This is a genomic window from Pseudomonas sp. NY15374 (genome assembly GCF_048068255.1).
Classification (GTDB): domain Bacteria; phylum Pseudomonadota; class Gammaproteobacteria; order Pseudomonadales; family Pseudomonadaceae; genus Aquipseudomonas; species Aquipseudomonas machongensis.
Genome location: NZ_JBLUPZ010000002.1, coordinates 728,222 through 746,401, shown reverse-complemented (window position 1 = coordinate 746,401; position 18,180 = coordinate 728,222). Strand labels below are relative to the sequence as shown.

The following is an 18,180-nucleotide window of genomic DNA, read 5'->3' as shown; positions in this document are numbered from 1 at the left end:
GCGGCGAGCAATTCGTCGGAAGTGGAACGGGGCGATAATCGAACGCATTGTGTGAGGCGGGGTGTTGTTACCGGAAAACAAAAAGCCCACCGCGAGGGTGGGCTTGATGCTGTTGCCGGATCACTCAGCCTTTGGGCGAGTCCACCGAAGCCTGCTGGTTGGCCTGTCCGGTCTGCTCGTACCAGCCACCGCCGAGCGCCTTGTACAGGTTGACCTCGCTGGTCAGCTGCGACAGGCGATCGCTGATCAGCGCCTGCTGGGCACTGAACAGGTTGCGCTGGGCGTCGAGGAAGGTCAGGTTGCTGTCGATACCGATGCGGTAGCGACGCTCTGCCAGACGGTAGTAATCCTGGTTGGCGGCAACCAGGTCACGCTGGGCCTGCAACTGCTCTTCGAAGGTCTTGCGCGCCGCCAGGCCATCGGAGACTTCCTGGAAGGCGGTCTGGATGGTCTTTTCGTACTTGGCGACGTTGATGTCCTTCTGGATCTTCGAGTAGTCCAGGCTGGCGCGCAGGCTGCCGGCGTTGAAGATCGGCAGGTTGATCTGCGGTTGGAACAGCCAGGTCCCCGACCCCCCCTTGAACAGCCCGCCCATGTCCGGGCTCAGGGTACCGGCGTTGGCGGTCAGGCTGATGCTCGGGAAGAACGCCGCGCGGGCTGCGCCGATGTTGGCATTGGCAGCCTTGAGCAGGTGCTCGGCTTCCTGGATGTCCGGACGCCGCTGCAGCAGGTCGGACGGCAGGCCCGCTGGCACGTCGGCCAGTTGGTCGGCGTCGAGCTTCAGCGAGGCCGGCAGGTCCGCCGGTACACCGGTGCCCAGCAGCACGGTCAGGCTGTTCAGGTCCTGCGCCACCAGACGCTGGTACTGCGACAGCTTGACCCGCGCGCCTTCGACAGCGGTGCGCGCCTGGCTCAGGTCAAGTGCGGAGGCCACGCCGACCTCGTTGCTGCGGCGGGTCAGGTTGTAGCTTTCTTCGTAGGTCTTGAGCGTTTCTTCGGTCAGCTTCAGCAGCGCCTGGTCGGCCTGCCAGGTGTAGTAGGCGTTGGCCACGCTGGCCACCAGGCTGATCTGCGTGGAGCGACGTGCCTGCTCGCTGGACAGGTAGGTCTCCAGGGCCTGTTCGCTCAGGCTGCGGACGCGGCCGAACAGGTCCAGCTCATAGGCGCTGACGCCCAACGTTGCCGAGTACTGGCTGGTGATGTTCGCTTCGCCGGTCTGCGACAGGTTGCCCGGAACCCGCTGACGGCTGCCGCTGCCGGTGGCCGAGACCGCCGGGAACAGGTCGGCGCGCTGGATGCGGTACTGCGCACGGTAGGCATCGATGTTCAACGCGGCCACACGCAGGTCGCGGTTGTTGACCAGCGAGGTCTGGATCAGCTTCTGCAGCGCCGGGTCGTGGAAGAACTGGCGCCAGCCCTGTTCGGCGGCGGCCACGTCTGCCGACTGGGTCGGCGAGTACGCAGGGCCTTGCGGCCACTGCGCGGCCACCGGCGCTTCCGGGGTCTGGTAGTCAGGAATAAGCGAGCAGCCGCCGAGAATGAAAGCGGTTACCGCCAGGGACAACAAAGACTTGGTCATTGCCCAGCCTCATTACGTGGAGTTTCAGGGGTGGCGTCGGTGTGCGGCTCTTTGCTGCCGAACAGCGACGACACTGCTACGAAGAACAGCGGTACCCAGAAGATCGCCAGCACAGTTGCACTGATCATGCCGCCGATCACCCCGGTGCCGATCGCGTGCTGGCTGCCAGAGCCTGCGCCGCTGGCGATGGTCAACGGTACCACGCCGAGGATGAATGCCAGCGAGGTCATGATGATCGGGCGCAGACGCATACGGCACGCCTCGATCGTCGCATCGAACAGGCTCTTGCCCTGTTCGTGCAGCTCTTTGGCGAACTCGACGATCAGAATGGCGTTTTTTGCCGCCAGGCCGATGGTCGTCAGCAGGCCGACGAGGAAGTACACGTCATTCGACAGCCCGCGCATGCTGGTGGCGATCAGTGCACCGATGATACCCAGCGGCACCACCAGCACGACGGCGATCGGGATCGACCAGCTTTCGTACAGCGCTGCCAGGCAGAGGAACACGAACAGCAGCGAAAGGGCGAACAGCGCCGGCATCTGCGAACCGGAGAGCTTCTCCTCGTAGGACATGCCGGTCCAGGAGTAGCCGATGCCCGACGGCAGTTCGCCGACGATGCGTTCGACCTCGGCCATGGCCTCACCGGTACTGTAGCCAGGCGCCGGGGCACCGAGGATCTCGACTGCTTCCACGCCGTTGTAACGCGACAGCTTCGGCGAGCCGTAGGTCCATTCACCGGAGGCGAAGGAGGAGAACGGCACCATCTCGCCCTGGCCGTTGCGCACGTACCACTTCTGCAGGTCTTCGGGGCTCATGCGGGCACTGGAGTCGCCCTGGATGTACACCTTCTTGACCCGGCCACGATCGATGAAGTCGTTGACGTAGCTGCCACCCAGCGCGATCGACAGGGTATTGTTGATGTCGGCAATGGTGACGCCCAGGGCACTGGCGCGCTCATCGTCGACGATCAGCTGGTACTGCGGCTCGTCGTTCAGGCCGTTGGGGCGCACTGCGGAGAGGATCTTGCTCTGCGAGGCCTTGGCCAGGAACTGGTTGCGCGCTTCCATGAGCTTCTCGTGGCCGACGCCGGCACGGTCCTGGAGGAACACGTCGAAGCCGGTGGCGTTACCCAGTTCGAGCACTGCCGGCGGTGCGAAGGCGAACACCATCGCATCGCGGAAGCTGAAGAAGTGCTGCTGGGCGCGGGTCGAGAGATTGAACACGCTGTTCTCGGCCGAACGCTCGCCCCAAGGTTTGAGCATGATGAACGCCATGCCCGAACTCTGGCCACGGCCGGCGAAGTTGAAACCGGTCACGGTGAACACCGACGACACGGTGTCGGCTTCGTCCTTGAGAAGGTATTCGCGCATCTTGTCGACGACCACCTGGGTGCGTTCGGCACTGGAACCGGCCGGGGTCTGCACCTGGGCGAAGAGCACGCCCTGGTCTTCTTCAGGCAGGAACGCGGTGGGGATGCGAGTGAACAGCCAGATCATGCCCACCACGATCAGCGCATAGGCCAGCAGGAACGGGATCTTGTTGCGCAGGATGGTACCGACACTGCGCTCGTAGCCCTTTACGCTGCGGTCGAAGTTACGGTTGAACCAGCCGAAGAAGCCGCCCTTGGCCGTGTGGTGCTCACCCTTCTTCAACGGCTTGAGCATGGTCGCGCACAGCGCCGGGGTGAAGATCAGTGCCACCAGCACCGACAGGCCCATGGCCGATACGATGGTGATCGAGAACTGCCGGTAGATCACGCCGGTGGAGCCGCCGAAGAAGGCCATCGGCAGCAGTACCGCCGAAAGCACCAGGGCGATACCGACCAGTGCGCCCTGAATCTGCTGCATCGAGCGTTTGGTCGCTTCCTTGGGGGGCAGCCCTTCTTCGGACATAACCCGCTCGACGTTTTCCACGACGACGATGGCATCGTCCACCAGCAGGCCGATGGCCAGGACCATCGCGAACATGGTCAGGGTGTTGATGCTGAAGCCTGCGGCGGCAAGGATGCCGAAGGTGCCCAGCAACACCACCGGAACGGTCATGGTGGTGATGATGGTGGCGCGGAAGTTCTGCAGGAACAGGTACATCACCAGGAACACCAGGACCACGGCTTCGATCAGGGTGTGGATTACCCCGCTGATCGATTCGGTGACCACTGGCGTGGTGTCATACGGGAACACTGCCTTGACCCCGGGCGGGAAGAACGGCTCGAGGTCGCTGATGGTCTTGCGCAAGGCCTTGGCGGTATCCAGGGCGTTGGCGCCGGTTGCCAGCTTGACCGCCAGGCCCGAAGCCGGCTTGCCGTTGAACTGCGCGCTGACCGCGTAGTTCTCACCGCCCAGACCAACCTTGGCGACGTCACGCAGGCGCACCTGCGAGCCATCGCTGTTGACCTTGAGCAGGATCTTCTCGAACTGCTCGGCGGTCTGCAGGCGAGTCTTGCCGATGATGGTGGCGTTGAGCTGGGTACCTGGCATCGCTGGCAGGCCACCGAGCTGGCCGGAAGAAACCTGCACGTTCTGCGCAGTGACGGCGGTACGCACATCGACCGGGGTCAACTGGAACTTGTTGAGCTTGGCCGGATCGAGCCAGATACGCATGGCGTACTGGGCACCGAACACCTGGAAGTCACCAACGCCGGCAGTCCGCGAGATCGGGTCCTGCATGTTGGAGACGATGTAGTTGGCCAGGTCGTCCTTGGTCATGCTGCCATCTTCGGACACCAGGCCGATCACCAGCAGGAAGTTCTTCACTGCCTTGGTGACACGGATACCTTGCTGCTGCACTTCCTGCGGCAGCAGCGGGGTGGCCAGGTTGAGCTTGTTCTGCACCTGCACCTGCGCGGTGTCGGCGTTGGTACCCTGCTCGAAGGTAGCGGTGATGGTCATGCTGCCGTCGGAGTTACTTTCCGAAGACACGTAGCGCAGGTTGTCGATACCGTTGAGCTGCTGCTCGATGACCTGTACCACGGTGTCCTGCACGGTCTGCGCCGAGGCGCCCGGGTAGGTCACGGCGATGGCGATGGCCGGCGGCGCGATGCTGGGGTACTGGTTGATCGGCAGTTTCAGGATCGACAGGGCCCCGACCAGCATGATCACCAAGGCGATCACCCAGGCGAAGATCGGGCGATCGATAAAGAACTTCGACATGGTTTACTCCGCTTTGGCGTCGGCTTTCGCGGCGCTGGCCTGTTCAGGGCTGCCCGGCTTCTTGACGTTGGTGGCTTCGCTGACCTTGACCTCGACACCTGGACGCACGAACTGCAGCCCCTCGGTGATCAGGCGGTCGCCCGGATTGAGGCCTTCCTCGATCAGCCACTCGTTGCCCAGCGTGCGGCTGGCCTTGAGTTGACGCAGTTCCACCTTGTTATCCTTGTTCACCACCAGTGCCGTGGGCGAGCCCTTGAGGTCGCGGGTCACACCTTGCTGTGGGGCGAGGATCGCGTTGGCATTGACACCAGCTTGCAGGCGGGCATGCACGAACATGCCCGGCAGGAGGGTGTGGTCCGGGTTGGCGAACACCGCACGCAGGGTCACCGAGCCCGTGGTTTCATCGACCGAGACTTCGGAGAACTCCAGGCGACCTTCACCGGCGAACGTGCTGCCGTCTTCGAGCACCAGCTGCACCTTCGCGGCATTGTCGCCAGCCTTCTGCAGCCGGCCGCTTTCCAGATCACGGCGCAACTTGAGCAGTTCGGCGGTGGACTGAGTGACGTCGACGTAGATCGGGTCGAGCTGCTGGATGGTGGCCATGGCGTTGGTCTGGCCATTGCTCACCAGCGCGCCTTCGGTGACCGACGAGCGTCCGATGCGACCGCTGATCGGCGCCAGCACCTTGGTGTAGCGCAGGTCGATCTGCGCGCTCTTGAGCGAGGCTTCGGCTTGCAATCGTTTGGCATTGGCGTCGTCATATTCCTGTTTGGAGACGGCCTGCTCGTCGATCAGTTGCTTGTAGCGCTCGGCCAGCGAGCGGGTAGCCTGAAGGTTGGCCTGGGCATTACCCAGGTTGGCTTCATAGACGGCGGGATCGATCTGGTAGAGCTGCTGCCCTTCCTTGACGTCGCTGCCTTCCTTGAACAGGCGCTTGAGAATGATGCCATTGACCTGTGGACGGACTTCGGCGACGCGATAGGCGCTGGTGCGCCCTGGCAGTTCCGAGGTCAGGGTGAAGGCCTGCGGCTGCAGGGTGACGACGCCGACCTGAGGAGCCTGCGCTGCAGGCGCGGCTTCTTCTTTCTTGCAGCCACTGAGCAGGGTTGCAAGGGCGACGGCGGAAACCAGGGCGGTAACGGCTGGCTTGAATTGCATGAGGATCCTCGGGTCGCAGGAGCAGGGGGAGCTCAAGAATAGTGGAAGAGTCTTGTCAGAAAAATCGCTATCGAGTGGATTAGTAGCTTACTAACGAATATACTTACATTCATGGTTGTTTGTAAATACCGCGTGGTGGTACCAGGCTACTACCGCAAAACGTGATTAATGCATCCGGGAGTTGCCCTGCAGAGGCGAACCCGGCCCAAAGCCCAGGCGATTCTTGTGCCGGGCTCAGATGAGGTTGAGCTGCCATGGTCCGTCGAACCAAAGAGGAAGCCCAGGAAACCCGCGCCCAGATCATCGAGGCGGCGGAAAAGGCTTTCTACAAGCGCGGGGTTGCGCGAACCACCTTGGCCGATATCGCCGAGATCGCGGGCGTCACCCGTGGTGCGATCTACTGGCATTTTAGTAACAAGGCCGAGCTGGTCCAGGCGCTGCTCGACAGTTTGCACGAGACCCATGACCATCTCGCGCGTGCCAGCGAAAGCGAGGACGAGCTCGATCCGCTCGGCTGCATGGGCAAGCTGCTGTTGCAAGTGCTCAACGAGCTGGTACTGGACGCCAGGACCCGGCGTATCAATGAAATCCTGCATCACAAGTGCGAGTTCACCGATGAGATGTGTGAAATCCGCCAGCAGCGACAAGGCGCCATCGTCGAATGCCACGAAGGCATTTCCCGCGCCTTGGCCAATGCGGTACGCCGTGGCCAGTTGCCCGCCGACCTGGATGTCGAGCGGGCGGCCATTGCCATGTTCGCCTATGTCGACGGCCTGATCGGGCGCTGGTTGCTGCTCCCGGACAGCTTCGACCTGTTGCGCGATGCGCAAAAATGGGTCGACACAGGGTTGGATATGCTGCGCTTGAGCCCGGCCCTGCGCAAATGACACTTTGTTAAGGATTGTGATGAAGTTTTTCCCGGCAGGATTAAGCCGGGGTTAAAAGGGCCGCTTTGCGGCCCTGGCCTTTTCAATGCCCCCGTAATTGCCCGTCTGGCAACGCCAGTGCCGCCAGCAGCCCCAGCACTGCCGCGCCGGCACTGGCCAGCAGCAGGTATCGGAACGTCACCAGCAGATGCGCCTGGGTCGCCGGATCCGTCTCGCCGCCCTTCAGGCTGCCCAGCAACGGGTTGCCCAGCACCTCGAGCCCTCCGAGATGCAGCAGCGCCAGCAGCAGGCTGGACATGCAGGCCACGCCCATCGCCCCACCCAACGAGCGGAACAGGTTGGTGGTGCTGGTGGCCACACCGATATCCTTCATGTCCACCGCGCTCTGCGTCCCCACCAGCGAGGTCGGGAACTGCAGCCCGCAGGCGATACCGGTCAACAGCATGAACAACCCGCCCAGCCAGGCTGACTGCGGCGGTGTGAGGGCCATGCCGAGGATCGCCAGCGGCATCAGCAGCGCGCCCGCCAGGATCTGCGGCTTGTAGCGTCCGGTGAATGTCGTCAGGCGGCCTGCGCTGAAGGCGCCCAGTGGCAACCCCATCGCCAACGGCAGCAGGTGCAGCGCGGCACTGTCGGCGCCGGCACCGGTGATGCTCTGGAAGCGCAGCGGCATGAGCATGGTCAGCGAGATCGACTGGAAGCTGGCGAAGAAGATCACGCACCAGCACAGCACGGCGACCCTGTTGCCAAACAGTTTCAGTGGCAACAGCGGCTCCTGGCAGCGGCGTTCGTGGGCGACGAACAGCACCAGGCCCAGTACCGCACAGGCAAACAGGGCCAGCACCGGCGCCGCGGTCCAGGCATGCCCTTGACCCACCAGGGTGATGCCCAGCAACAAACTGCCCAGGCCCAGGATCAGCAGCAGTGCACCGATATAGTCGACCTGTGCTTCCCGGCGTTGGACCGGCATGCCCATCAGTGCGCGGCGAATCACCCACCAGGCGCAAAGCCCCAGCGGCAGGTTGATCCAGAACACCCAGCGCCACGACAGATATTCGGTCAGCCAGCCGCCGAGCACCGGGCCAGCCACGCTGGCCAGGGCGTACATGCTGCTGAAATAACCCTGGTAGCGCCCGCGCTCGCGAGGCGGGACGAAGTCGCCGATGATCGCCTGGCTGACCGAGACCATGCCGCCCGCGCCGATGCCCTGCAGCACGCGCGCCAGCACCAGTTGTTCCATGTTCTGTGCCAGGGCGCAGAAGATCGAGGCCAGGGTGAACAGTGCGGTGCCGGTGAGGATCATGCGCCGACGGCCATAAAGGTCGCCCAGCTTGCCGTAGATCGGCACGGCCACGGTCATGGCCACCATATAACCGGAGATGACCCAGGCCAGCAGGCCGACATCGTTGAACTGGGCCGAAATGGCCGGCATGGAGACGGCGACGATGGTCTGGTCGAGGGCACCAAGAAGAATCGCCAGCATCAGCGCGCTGAGCACGCTACGCAAGTCGGCGGGAGGCAGGGCGGCGGTCACGGGGTCACACCTTGTGGTCGGAGGTAGTGAAATTGTGCTGTTCGTCGGCGGCCCGTGGCGAGTGAAATGGCTGCGAACGAGACGGGGATTGTAACCTGAGTTAGGTAGCTTCCTATGTACTGTCTGCATCGCCTATGCACGATCGGCATAAGCGCTTTCACACGAACGCGCATGGCCGCGTGATATCGTGCAGGTTCATAGCAGCCGAAATACACTGGTTTGCACCCATTTGGTGCATTGTGACCCAGGTTTCCGCATCGCTGTAATCCCGCACTTCTCTTCCACTCTCTGCATGTCATGCCTATGGCAGGGCGGAGGGTCCCGGTTCAGGGGCGGTAGTCAGCCAGTTCGACTTTTCACGTTTATGCGGAGTGATCATGCCCAAGGCTTCCCACCAAGATCTGCGTTTTGCCTTCCGCGAACTGCTCGCGTCGGGTTCGTGCTATCACACAGCTTCAGTCTTCGACCCGATGTCGGCGCGCATTGCCGCAGACCTGGGCTTTGAAGTCGGTATCCTCGGCGGCTCGGTCGCTTCCCTGCAGGTGCTCGCCGCCCCGGACTTCGCCCTGATCACCTTGAGCGAATTCGTCGAGCAGGCTACGCGCATTGGCCGCGTCGCCCAGTTGCCCTTCATCGCCGATGCCGACCATGGTTATGGCAACGCGCTGAACGTCATGCGTACGGTAATCGAGCTGGAGCGCGCCGGCGTGGCGGCGCTGACCATCGAAGACACCCTGCTGCCGGCCCAGTTCGGTCGCAAGTCCACCGACCTGATCGCGGTGGAAGAGGGCGTCGGCAAGATCCGTGCAGCGCTGGAAGCGCGAGTCGACTCGTCGCTGTCGATCATTGCCCGGACCAACGCCGGCGTGCTGACCACCGAGGAAATCATCGTCCGCACCCAGAGCTACCAGAAGGCCGGTGCCGACGGTATCTGCATGGTCGGGGTGAAGGATTTCGAGCAACTGGAGCAGATCACCGAGCACCTGAACGTGCCGCTGATGCTGGTCAGCTACGGCAACCCGAACCTGCGTGACGACGAGCGCCTGGCGCGCCTGGGCGTGCGCATCGTGGTCGATGGCCATGCGGCGTACTTCGCTGCGATCAAGGCCACCTACGACTGCCTGCGTTTGCAGCGCGGGCAGCAGAACAAGTCCGAGAACCTCAGCGCCACCGAGCTTTCGCACACCTACACCCAGCCTGAGGATTACATCCGCTGGGCCAAGGAGTACATGAGCGTCGAGGAGTGACCGACAGGCGTTGTCGGGCTACCTGAGGGCGCTCAGCGTTGCGGTGTGCGGGACGCAGTGCTCGTGTGCGCAACTGGCTGCGGTACTGGGCTGGCTGCGCAACAGCTCGACGCGCCAGCAGGCCGAACCATAGAGCCCGGCCACGGCGACCAGGGCCAGGACGATCACGCAGCGTCTGGATTTGATGCCCATGTTGCCTACCTCCTGCTGTGACCACAGGTGATACTTGCAAGCATAGGTCAGGTCGCAGCAATTGCCTGGAGCGAACATCGAGATCGGTGTGATTTGCGTCGCAGCGGCGCAAGGCCGCTCCACGCACTAATCCAGCTCCCGATCCCACTCCGGTTCTGCGCTGAAGCGTTGGGCAAGAAAGTCCAGCATGCTGCGCAAGGTCGCGGGCATGTGTTTGCGTGAGGTGTAGACCGCATTGAGGTTCAGCTCCCGCGGTCGCGCCAGGGGCAGTAGTTTCACCAACTCGCCGCGACGCACTGCGCAGGCGGCCTGGTAGGTCGGCAGCATGGCGATTCCGGCACCGGCCAGGGCGGCCTTCTGCAAGGTCAGGGCTTCGTTGGCGCTGATATTGCCCTGCACGGGCACCGCGACCTGTTCACCGGCCACTTCGAAATGCCACAGGCTGTGGCCGAAGTAGGCGTGGGTCAGGCAGTTGTGCTGGGTCAGGTCCTCGACTCGCTGCGGCGTGCCGTACTCGCGCAAGTAGGCGGGGCTGGCGCAGACCACCGAACGGCAGACGCTCAGGCGTCGGGCAATCAGGTTCGGGTCCAGGTCGTTGCTGGTGCGGATCGCCAGGTCGATACGCTCGTCAACCAGGTTGACCGTGCGATCGAGCATCTGCAACTCCACCTTCACCCCCGGATAGCGCTTCACGTACTCCGCCACCGCATCCACCAACTGCGCCTGACCGAACGAGGTGCTTACGCTGATGCGCAACTCGCCGCGCGGCGCATCTTCAGGCGCACGCACCGCTGTCTGCAGGTCGCAGGCCAGTTCCAGCATCTGTCGGCAGCGTGGCAGGGTGTCCAGGCCCGCGGCGGTCAGGCTCAGCTTGCGCGTGGTGCGCTGCATCAAGCGTGCGCCGACCCACTCCTCAAGCTCCGCGAGATAGCGCGACACTACAGGCCTGGAAAGCTCCAGGTGATCTGCCGCAGCCGACTGGCTACCCAGGTCGACGACGGTGACGAACACGCGCATGGCGTTCAGACGGTCCATGATTTGCCCGATTTCAGAAACAAACTATGTTCAAGCATCGCATTTTTTGTGACGGATCGGGCAACTAAGCTGTGTTCCATCGTCCCGCTTTCAGGAACCTCACCATGTCGATTTTCACTCCACTGCGCAGTCTGATGCTGGCCTGTGTCGCCCTGACGGGCCAGGCAATGGCGGCCGATCCGCTGCACCTGGATGTCTACAACCCAGGCCATGACGCACTGTTTCCGGTGAGTTCGGTGATCGTCAGTGGCGAGCGGGAGGCTGTGCTGGTGGATGCGCAGTTCGGCAAGGCTCAGGCCGAGCAGGTGGCTGAGCGCCTGCGTGCCAGTGGCAAGCGGCTGACCACCATCTACATCAGCCATGGCGATCCGGACTATTACTTCGGCCTCGACACCCTGACCCAGGCGTTTCCAGACGCCAAGGTGGTCGCCTCCGCTGCCACTGTGGCGCACATCCGCCAGACCATGGACGCCAAGCTGGCGTACTGGGGGCCGCAGATGGGCGCCGACAAGCCCGCGAAACTGGTCCTACCCCAGGTGTTGGCCGGTAACCGTCTCGAGCTGGAGGGGCAGGCGCTCGAAGTCGTTGGCCTGGACGGCCCGCAGCCCGACCGCAGCTTCGTCTGGATTCCCTCGATCAAGGCGGTGGTCGGTGGTGTGGTGGTTTCCGAGAACATTCACGTATGGATGGCTGACACCCAGTCTGCCCAATCCCATACCGACTGGCTGGCAACGCTTGCACACATCGAAAAACTCGCCCCGCGCACGGTGATCCCAGGCCACTACCTGGGGCAGAGCAGCCGTTCGTTGGATGCCGTGCGCTTCACTGCAGGCTACATCCGCGCCTTCGACAGCGAAGCGGCCAAGGCTCGCGATGCGGCGGCGCTGATCGCTGCAATGAGCAAGCGTTATCCGAACCTCGCCGATGAAAGTTCCCTGGAGCTCGGGGCCAAGGTCGCTAAAGGCGAAATGAAGTGGTAACCCCTTACAACCCAGATGGAGTGTTTCCCATGAGCAAGATCGCAATCATCGGTGCCACCGGCCGGGCCGGCAGCCAGTTGCTGGAAGAGGCTCTGCGCCGTGGCCACAGCGTGGTCGCCATCGCACGCGATCCGTCTTCGCTGCAGGGCCGTGAAGGTGTCACGGTCAAGGCGCTGGATGCCCAGGACAGTGCCGCGCTACAGGCGGCAGTCACAGGCGTGGACGCTGTGCTGAGCGCTGCGCACTTCTCCACCCTTGCGCCGCAGGCGATCATCGAGCCGGTCAAACGCGCCGGGGTCAAGCGACTGCTGGTGGTCGGTGGTGCCGGCAGCCTGCTGCTGCCGTCGGGGCAGCGGGTGATCGACAGCCCGGACTTCCCCGAGGCGTACAAGGCCGAGGCCAGCGCCGGCGTGGGCTTTCTCGATACCTTGCGCCAGGAACCGACCCTCGACTGGACCTTCCTTTCGCCTTCGGCAGAGTTCGTCGAGGGTGAGCGCAGCGGGCGCTATACGCTGGGCAAGGATCACCTGCTGATCGGCGCCGATGGCAAGAGCTGGATCACCTTCGCCGACTACGCCATTGCCTTGATCGACGAACTGGAAAAGCCTGCACATACGCGCCAGCGCTTCACTGTCGGCTACTGAGGTGTCGCTGCCAGCCTTTCGCAGGTGAATTGCGGCGCAGTACCGAGTTGACGGGAGCGCAGGGCGGCTAAAGACTGGCGCGTGCCTGCAGCCACTCCAGCAACTCGCCCAGCCCCGGCGGCAGGCTTTTCGACGGGCAGACCAGGTAATAGCCTTTGCCCGTCATCACCTTCAGTGCAAAGGGCATGCATAACCGCCCACTGCGCAGGTCATCGCCGATCAGCGCCCAGTCGCCGATGGCCACCCCAGTCCCCTGGGAGGCCATGGCCATCGCCATATCCAGTGTCTCGAAATGCTGGCGTCGGCCCTGTGGCTCGAACGCAGCGCCGGCCGCCTGCAGCCACAGGCGCCAGTCACGCTCGTCGCGCGAGGGGTGCAGCAGCATGTGCCGCGCCAGGTCCTCCACTCGCTCCAGAGGCATGCCGCCTTGCAGCAACGAGGGGGCGCACACCGGTGTCAGTTGCTCGTCGAACAGCTTGCGCACCAGCGAGCCCTGCGCGGGCGGGCTGCCATACACCACTGCCGCATCGAAGCCTTCATGACGAAAGTCCACGCCGTGCTGCACCGTCGTGGTCAGTTCCACCGGTACATCCGGGCGCAGTGCCTGCCATTCCATCAGCCTCGGCAGTAGCCAACGCATCACGCAGGTCGGGGCCTTGAGCTGCAAGGTGGCGGTGCGCGCGCCAACCTCGCGCACGCCCTGTTCGATCAGGGCGAACACTTGCTGCACCCGCGGCAGCCAGTCCTGGCCTTCACGGGTCAGGCTCAGGCCACGGGCCTGGCGCTGAAACAAGGGGTAGCCAAGTTGCTCCTCGAGCCCGGCGATCTGGCGGCTGACAGCGCCCTGGGTGATGTGCAGATGCTGGGCGGCTCGGGTGAAATTGCAGTGCTGGGCGGTGACCAGGAAGGTGTTCAGGGCGGGGAGGGGAGGGAGTCGTTTCATCGTGGCGAGCCATGATCTGGAGACATGGCTAGTATGTGTTTTTTTGCATTGTCGCGGTAGCCGCAGCTTGCTTCCATGAGCACTGATTTCAACAAGAATCAGGGTAAAGACGATGGCAACCTGTGGCGAAGTACTGGTCAAACTCCTCGAAGGCTATGGCGTAGACCATGTGTTCGGGATTCCCGGCGTGCATACCGTGGAGCTCTATCGCGGGCTTGCGCGCTCGTCGATCCGTCATGTCACGCCGCGCCACGAGCAGGGCGCCGGCTTCATGGCTGATGGCTACGCGCGTACGCGCGGCAAGCCGGGAGTGTGCTTCATCATCACCGGCCCCGGCATGACCAACATCACCACGGCCATGGGCCAGGCCTATGCCGACTCGATCCCCATGCTGGTGATCTCCAGCGTGCAATCGCGCAATGCACTGGGCGGTGGGCGCGGCAAGCTGCATGAGCTGCCGAACCAGTCTGGGCTGGTGGCGGGCGTTTGCGCGTTTTCCCAGACCCTGATGAGTGCCGATGACCTGCCGCAGGTGCTGGCCCGCGCCTTCGCCGTGTTCGACGGTGCCCGGCCACGCCCTGTGCATATCGAGATTCCGCTGGATGTGCTGGTCGAGCCAGCCGACCACCTGCTGCAAGTTCGCCCGGTGCGCACCAGCCGTGCAGGCGCCGCGCCGCAGGTGGTGGCGCAGATGGCCGAGCGGCTGGCCAAGGCCCAGCGTCCGTTGATCCTCGCCGGTGGCGGTGCGCTGGCGGCAGGCGAGGCCCTGGCGCAACTGGCCGAGCAGCTCCAGGCGCCGGTGGCCCTGACCATCAATGCCAAGGGCCTGCTGCCGGGTGCTCATCCGTTGCAGATCGGCTCGACCCAATCGCTGCCGGCAACCCGTGCCCTGGTTGCCGAGGCCGACGTGGTACTGGCCATTGGTACCGAGCTTGCCGAAACCGACTACGACGTGACCTTCAAGGGCGGATTCGAGATCCCCGGCAGCCTGCTGCGCATCGACATCGATCCGGACCAGACCGTACGCAACTACCTGCCGGAGCTGGCCTTGGTCGCCGATGCCAAGCTGGCTGCCGAAGCCCTGGTTGCAGCGTTGGCCGAGCAGCCTGCGGTGCGTGACGAATGCTGGGGCGCTGCCCGTGCCGAGCGCCTGCGCAACGACCTGGCTGCCGGCTGGGACCAACCGACCCTGAGCCAGACCCGTCTGCTTACCGCGATACTGGAAACCTTGCCCGACGCCGTGCTGGTGGGCGACTCGACCCAGCCGGTCTACACCGGCAACCTCACCCTTGACCTTGCGCGTCCGCGTCGCTGGTTCAATGCTTCGACCGGCTACGGCACGCTCGGCTATGCCTTGCCGGCGGCGATGGGCGCCTGGCTTGGCAGCGCCGAAGTCGTGGCTGAACGCGCCCCGTCGGTGTGCCTGATCGGTGACGGCGGCCTGCAGTTCACCCTGCCGGAGCTGGCCAGTGCAGTCGAGGCACAGGTACCGCTGATCGTGCTGCTGTGGAATAACCAGGGTTACGAAGAGATCAAGAAGTACATGGTCAATCGCGCCATCGAGCCTGTGGGCGTGGACATCCACACCCCCGACTTCATCACCGTGGCGCAGGGGCTGGGGGCTGCGGCCGAACATGTCGGCGATGTGGCGCAGTTGCAGGTCGCGCTGGCGCTGGCGGTCGAGCGCAAGGGGCCGACCCTGATCCAGGTGGACCAGGCACAGTGGCAGGCAGCGGTGGCCGGCTGAGGCGCGCGGGGGCTTGCAGATTCAACCCGCGCTCGAGCGCAGGCGCGCCATGTCGCGAATCGGCGGCGCACCATACAGCCGGCTGTACTCCCGGCTGAACTGCGACGGGCTTTCATAGCCCACCCGATACCCCGCCACCGCGGCCTCCAACCCATCGTTGAGCATCAGGCGCCGGGCTTCCTGCAGTCGCAGCTGCTTCTGGTACTGCAACGGGCTCATGGACGTCACGGCCTTGAACCTGTGGTGCAGGGTCGAGGTGCTCAGGTTCACTTCCCGGGCCAGCTCCTCGATGCGCAGCGGCAGGTGAAAATGCTTGTTGAGCCAGGTGATCGCCTGGCTCACGCGGTGTGTCTGGCTGTTGGCCAGGGCAATCTCGTACAGGCGATGCCCCTGCGGCCCGCGCAGCAGGCGGTAGAGGATTTCGCGGCGAAACAGCGGGGCCAGCATCGGGATGTCGCGCGGGCTATCGAGCAAGCGGACCAAGCGCAGCAAGGCATCGAGCAGGTGCGCATCGGTCTTCTCCACATACAGCCCAAGCCCGGACTGCACGCTGGGCACCAGCATCGGGCCGTTTTCGGCAATCAACTGGCTGATCTCTGCCGCGTCCAGATCGATCCGCAGCCCAAGCACCGGGTTTTCCGGGCTGGCGTCGAGCCTCACCCGGCTGATCGGCATGGTCACCGACACCACCATGTAGTGCAGCGGGTCGTAGGCATACTGCTGATCGCCCAGGAACAGACTCTTGCTGCCCTGGGCCATGACGCAGAGGGCCGGCAGGGCCAGGCCCGGCTTCGAACGGATGTTGTCTTCATAGCGCGACAGGTACAGCTGCTCGATGGCCGTCGGTGGTCCGTGGGGATCGCCTGCGTGCCTCAGGATCAGGTCAGCGAGTTCCAGACGCTGGTTTTCCAGGGTCGGGTCGAGAGCGGCAAGGGCAGTGGTCATGATCGAATTCCTCCAGGGACCGGGCCAGCATAGATTTGGGCAACATCCTGCGCTAGCCAAATGCTGCCGACCGATTGCCTGATCCTGCATTGCGACAGGATCAGGCAATCGACAGACAGAAATGGCCTAACGCAGGGTGCGGGCGAGGACCTAATCTTGGCAGCCTGGCTTTTCCGTCCCGCCTGCTTCAAGGAGATCGTTCATGACCTTGCATCAACCGGTCACACACTTGGCTTTCATCCGTGCCAGCAGCGGTCGTTCGGCGGAACTCGGCATGCGCCTGCGCGACCTGCTCGAGCCTTCGCTGCGCAGCCCAGGCTGTCTGGCGTTCACCGTCCAGCGCTCCCAGGTTGACGCCGACCTCTGGCTGCTCAGCGGCAGCTGGCAGGACCAGCAGGCCATGCGCGGTTACTTCGCTTCGCCGACGCTCGAGGTCTTCGGCGACCTGCTGCAGGAGCGGGTGGTGGCGAGCATGGACCTGCAGACCTTCGATTGAGGGTTGGGCGCGGTAACCTTCTCGCGGGCAAGCTTGCCCATGAAAAGGCCACTACCGTAACGCCTGCTGCAGTAGAATCCCGCCCCTCGTTCAACAGCTGGAGCACAGCAATGGCACGTAGAGAATTCCCGGGCTTCGAGGCCGTTTCGGCGATGGTCCCGGTCGAAGGCGGCGGCTACCACGCGGCAATCGCGGTCAAGGCCCTGCACGTGGGAGGGGCACCGCGCTTTCACAAAGTCCTGGAGGGCCAGGTGTTCAAGTCGGCACTGGCCGCTGACGAGGCGGCCTGTGCCGAACTCGAACGCCTGCAGGGCGTCGGTGAAGAGGGCGAGCTGGCCTGGTGATCAGGCCTGCGGGCGACGCATCTTGAACAGGTTGCCCAGCTCGAAGTAATCCGCCGGGCCACCGCCACGCAGGATCGGCTCGGCGGCAGCAGTGTCGTAGATACCCTCTTTGAGCAGGTGTTCGGCGATATGCACGGCCACCACTTCACCCAGGATCAGCCAGCTGGGCACCAGCTCCTGATCGGCGCGCTTGAGCTGGATGATCTGGCTCACCTTGCACTCGAAGTTCACCGGGCTCTCACCCACCCGCGGCACGCCGACCACGTTCGAGGGCGCCGGTGTCAGGCCGCTCAGCTCGAATTCGTCGATATCTGCAGCCACTGCCGCGCAGCTCTGGTTCATCTGCTCGGCCAGCGGGCGCGTGGCCAGGTTCCAGACGAACTCGCCGGTCTGTTCGATGTTGTTCAGGCTGTCTTTGCGCCCGACGCTGCAGAAACCGATGATCGGCGGAATGTAGTTGAAGGCGTTGAAGAAGCTGTAGGGCGCCAGGTTCAGGCGACCTTCGCGATCATGGGAGGAGATCCAGCCGATGGGCCGGGGGCCGACGATGGCGTTGAACGGGTCGTGGGGCAGGCCGTGGCCTTTGGCGGGTTCGTAGTAGTGCATCTGCGCAGGGCCTTGGCCCTTCCTCTGGGACGGACGAGGCGCCTAGTGTGCCAAGCCTTGAGCTGGCTGGGAATGATCAAGCCCGGCCAAAGCCGGGCTGGGTGACACGCATCAGTGATCAGCTGATGCGGTGGGCGTTGGTGCGGCTGAAGCCATCTTCAGCGAAGCGTTGGCCGCCAGTACGGTCGAAGCCGTCTTCGGCGAAGCGTTGACCACCAGTGCGGTCGAAGCCGTCTTCGGCGAAGCGTTGGCCGCCAGTGCGGTCGAAGCCATCTTCAGCGAAGCGTTGGCCGCCAGTACGGTCGAAGCCGTCTTCGGCGAAGCGTTGGCCGCCAGTGCGGTCGAAGCCGTCTTCGGCGAAGCGTTGGCCGCCAGTGCGGTCGAAGCCGTCTTCGGCGAAGCGTTGGCCACCGGTGCGGTCGAAACCGTCTTCGGCGTAGCTGGCCGATTGGCTTTGTGCAGCGGCGAAGGTGTGGGCGTTGGTGCGGTCAAAGCCGTCTTCGGCGAAGGCACCTGCGGCGAAGACCGACAGGGCCAGGGTCAGGATCAGTTGGTTTTTCATGGTCGTTGCTCCAGTAGATTCGAGGGGGTTTGTTCTTGCTATGGATCTCATGCTACGCCGATTAATTTGATTAAAAAGCGCAAAAAATTACGTAAAATAATCAATTTAATCGATGTGTTTGCGCGCGAGATG

General features: G+C 63.7%; 17 protein-coding genes. 7 read left to right on the top strand and 10 right to left on the bottom strand.

All coding sequences use genetic code 11. The annotated features are described in order from the left end of the window. Positions 1–124 precede the first annotated feature (124 nt). The 3 genes from ACNFHO_RS07795 to ACNFHO_RS07785 are packed head-to-tail and all read right to left on the bottom strand — an operon-like array spanning position 125 to position 5,886. Complete coding sequence (locus tag ACNFHO_RS07795) at positions 125–1,579, bottom strand: AdeC/AdeK/OprM family multidrug efflux complex outer membrane factor (protein WP_063545955.1); 1,455 nt, start codon at positions 1,577–1,579, stop codon at positions 125–127. Continuing rightward, a complete protein-coding gene (ttgB, locus tag ACNFHO_RS07790; RefSeq protein WP_054894499.1) occupies positions 1,576–4,728 on the bottom strand; it encodes a multidrug efflux RND transporter permease subunit TtgB in 3,153 nt (1,050 codons plus the stop codon). Before ttgB ends, ACNFHO_RS07795 begins: the two co-directional genes overlap by 4 nt. A gap of 3 nt (positions 4,729–4,731) precedes the next feature. Beyond that, the gene (locus ACNFHO_RS07785; protein WP_054894498.1) at positions 4,732–5,886 is read right to left on the bottom strand and encodes an efflux RND transporter periplasmic adaptor subunit; all 1,155 of its coding nucleotides are present in this window, start codon (positions 5,884–5,886) and stop codon (positions 4,732–4,734) included. A 254-nt stretch (positions 5,887–6,140) separates the two neighbouring features. On the opposite strand from ACNFHO_RS07785, the gene ACNFHO_RS07780 reads away from it, so the two are divergent. Next, on the top strand, positions 6,141–6,773 hold the full coding sequence (locus ACNFHO_RS07780; protein ID WP_063545954.1) for a TetR family transcriptional regulator: 633 nt from the start codon (positions 6,141–6,143) through the stop codon (positions 6,771–6,773). 82 nt (positions 6,774–6,855) lie between these two features. On the opposite strand, the gene ACNFHO_RS07775 is transcribed toward ACNFHO_RS07780, so the two are convergent. After that, positions 6,856–8,307 carry an MDR family MFS transporter gene (locus ACNFHO_RS07775; protein ID WP_416765850.1) on the bottom strand — a complete coding sequence of 484 codons (1,452 nt, stop codon included), beginning with the start codon at positions 8,305–8,307 and terminating at the stop codon, positions 6,856–6,858. A 377-nt stretch (positions 8,308–8,684) separates the two neighbouring features. Here ACNFHO_RS07775 and ACNFHO_RS07770 point away from each other — a divergent pair, with 377 nt between their 5' ends. Continuing rightward, a complete protein-coding gene (locus tag ACNFHO_RS07770; RefSeq protein WP_416765849.1) occupies positions 8,685–9,554 on the top strand; it encodes an isocitrate lyase/PEP mutase family protein in 870 nt (289 codons plus the stop codon). An 18-nt stretch (positions 9,555–9,572) separates the two neighbouring features. On the opposite strand, the gene ACNFHO_RS07765 is transcribed toward ACNFHO_RS07770, so the two are convergent. Next, on the bottom strand, positions 9,573–9,746 hold the full coding sequence (locus ACNFHO_RS07765; RefSeq protein ID WP_172964814.1) for a hypothetical protein: 174 nt from the start codon (positions 9,744–9,746) through the stop codon (positions 9,573–9,575). 126 nt (positions 9,747–9,872) lie between these two features. Further along, complete coding sequence (locus ACNFHO_RS07760) at positions 9,873–10,781, bottom strand: LysR family transcriptional regulator (protein WP_372822142.1); 909 nt, start codon at positions 10,779–10,781, stop codon at positions 9,873–9,875. A 104-nt stretch (positions 10,782–10,885) separates the two neighbouring features. On the opposite strand from ACNFHO_RS07760, the gene ACNFHO_RS07755 reads away from it, so the two are divergent. Both ACNFHO_RS07755 and ACNFHO_RS07750 read left to right on the top strand, forming a co-directional pair. Next, a complete protein-coding gene (locus tag ACNFHO_RS07755; RefSeq protein WP_416765846.1) occupies positions 10,886–11,761 on the top strand; it encodes an MBL fold metallo-hydrolase in 876 nt (291 codons plus the stop codon). Between the two features lie 29 nt (positions 11,762–11,790). Continuing rightward, positions 11,791–12,405 carry an NAD(P)-dependent oxidoreductase gene (locus ACNFHO_RS07750; protein WP_153773149.1) on the top strand — a complete coding sequence of 205 codons (615 nt, stop codon included), beginning with the start codon at positions 11,791–11,793 and terminating at the stop codon, positions 12,403–12,405. Positions 12,406–12,472: 67 nt separating this feature from the next. Here the strand turns inward: ACNFHO_RS07750 and ACNFHO_RS07745 are convergent, their stop codons facing one another. After that, entirely contained in the window at positions 12,473–13,348 is an 876-nt protein-coding gene (locus ACNFHO_RS07745) for a LysR substrate-binding domain-containing protein (protein ID WP_416765844.1), read from the bottom strand. A 112-nt stretch (positions 13,349–13,460) separates the two neighbouring features. On the opposite strand from ACNFHO_RS07745, the gene ACNFHO_RS07740 reads away from it, so the two are divergent. Continuing rightward, entirely contained in the window at positions 13,461–15,095 is a 1,635-nt protein-coding gene (locus tag ACNFHO_RS07740; protein WP_416765842.1) for a 5-guanidino-2-oxopentanoate decarboxylase, read from the top strand. 21 nt (positions 15,096–15,116) lie between these two features. Here ACNFHO_RS07740 and ACNFHO_RS07735 read toward each other — a convergent pair whose 3' ends face one another. After that, positions 15,117–16,040 (bottom strand): AraC family transcriptional regulator, encoded by a 924-nt coding sequence (locus ACNFHO_RS07735; RefSeq protein WP_063545947.1) that lies wholly within the window; start codon positions 16,038–16,040, stop codon positions 15,117–15,119. A 202-nt stretch (positions 16,041–16,242) separates the two neighbouring features. Between ACNFHO_RS07735 and ACNFHO_RS07730 the strand changes: the two genes are divergently transcribed. Together ACNFHO_RS07730 and ACNFHO_RS07725 are read left to right on the top strand one after the other, a co-directional pair. Next, positions 16,243–16,536 (top strand): putative quinol monooxygenase, encoded by a 294-nt coding sequence (locus ACNFHO_RS07730; RefSeq protein ID WP_054894488.1) that lies wholly within the window; start codon positions 16,243–16,245, stop codon positions 16,534–16,536. Positions 16,537–16,646: 110 nt separating this feature from the next. Then, on the top strand, positions 16,647–16,880 hold the full coding sequence (locus ACNFHO_RS07725; protein ID WP_416765841.1) for a hypothetical protein: 234 nt from the start codon (positions 16,647–16,649) through the stop codon (positions 16,878–16,880). Here the strand turns inward: ACNFHO_RS07725 and ACNFHO_RS07720 are convergent, their stop codons facing one another. Beyond that, on the bottom strand, positions 16,881–17,486 hold the full coding sequence (locus ACNFHO_RS07720) for a flavin reductase family protein (RefSeq protein ID WP_112899042.1): 606 nt from the start codon (positions 17,484–17,486) through the stop codon (positions 16,881–16,883). 118 nt (positions 17,487–17,604) lie between these two features. After that, entirely contained in the window at positions 17,605–18,048 is a 444-nt protein-coding gene (locus ACNFHO_RS07715; RefSeq protein ID WP_063545943.1) for a hypothetical protein, read from the bottom strand. Between the last annotated feature and the right edge of the window lie 132 nt (positions 18,049–18,180).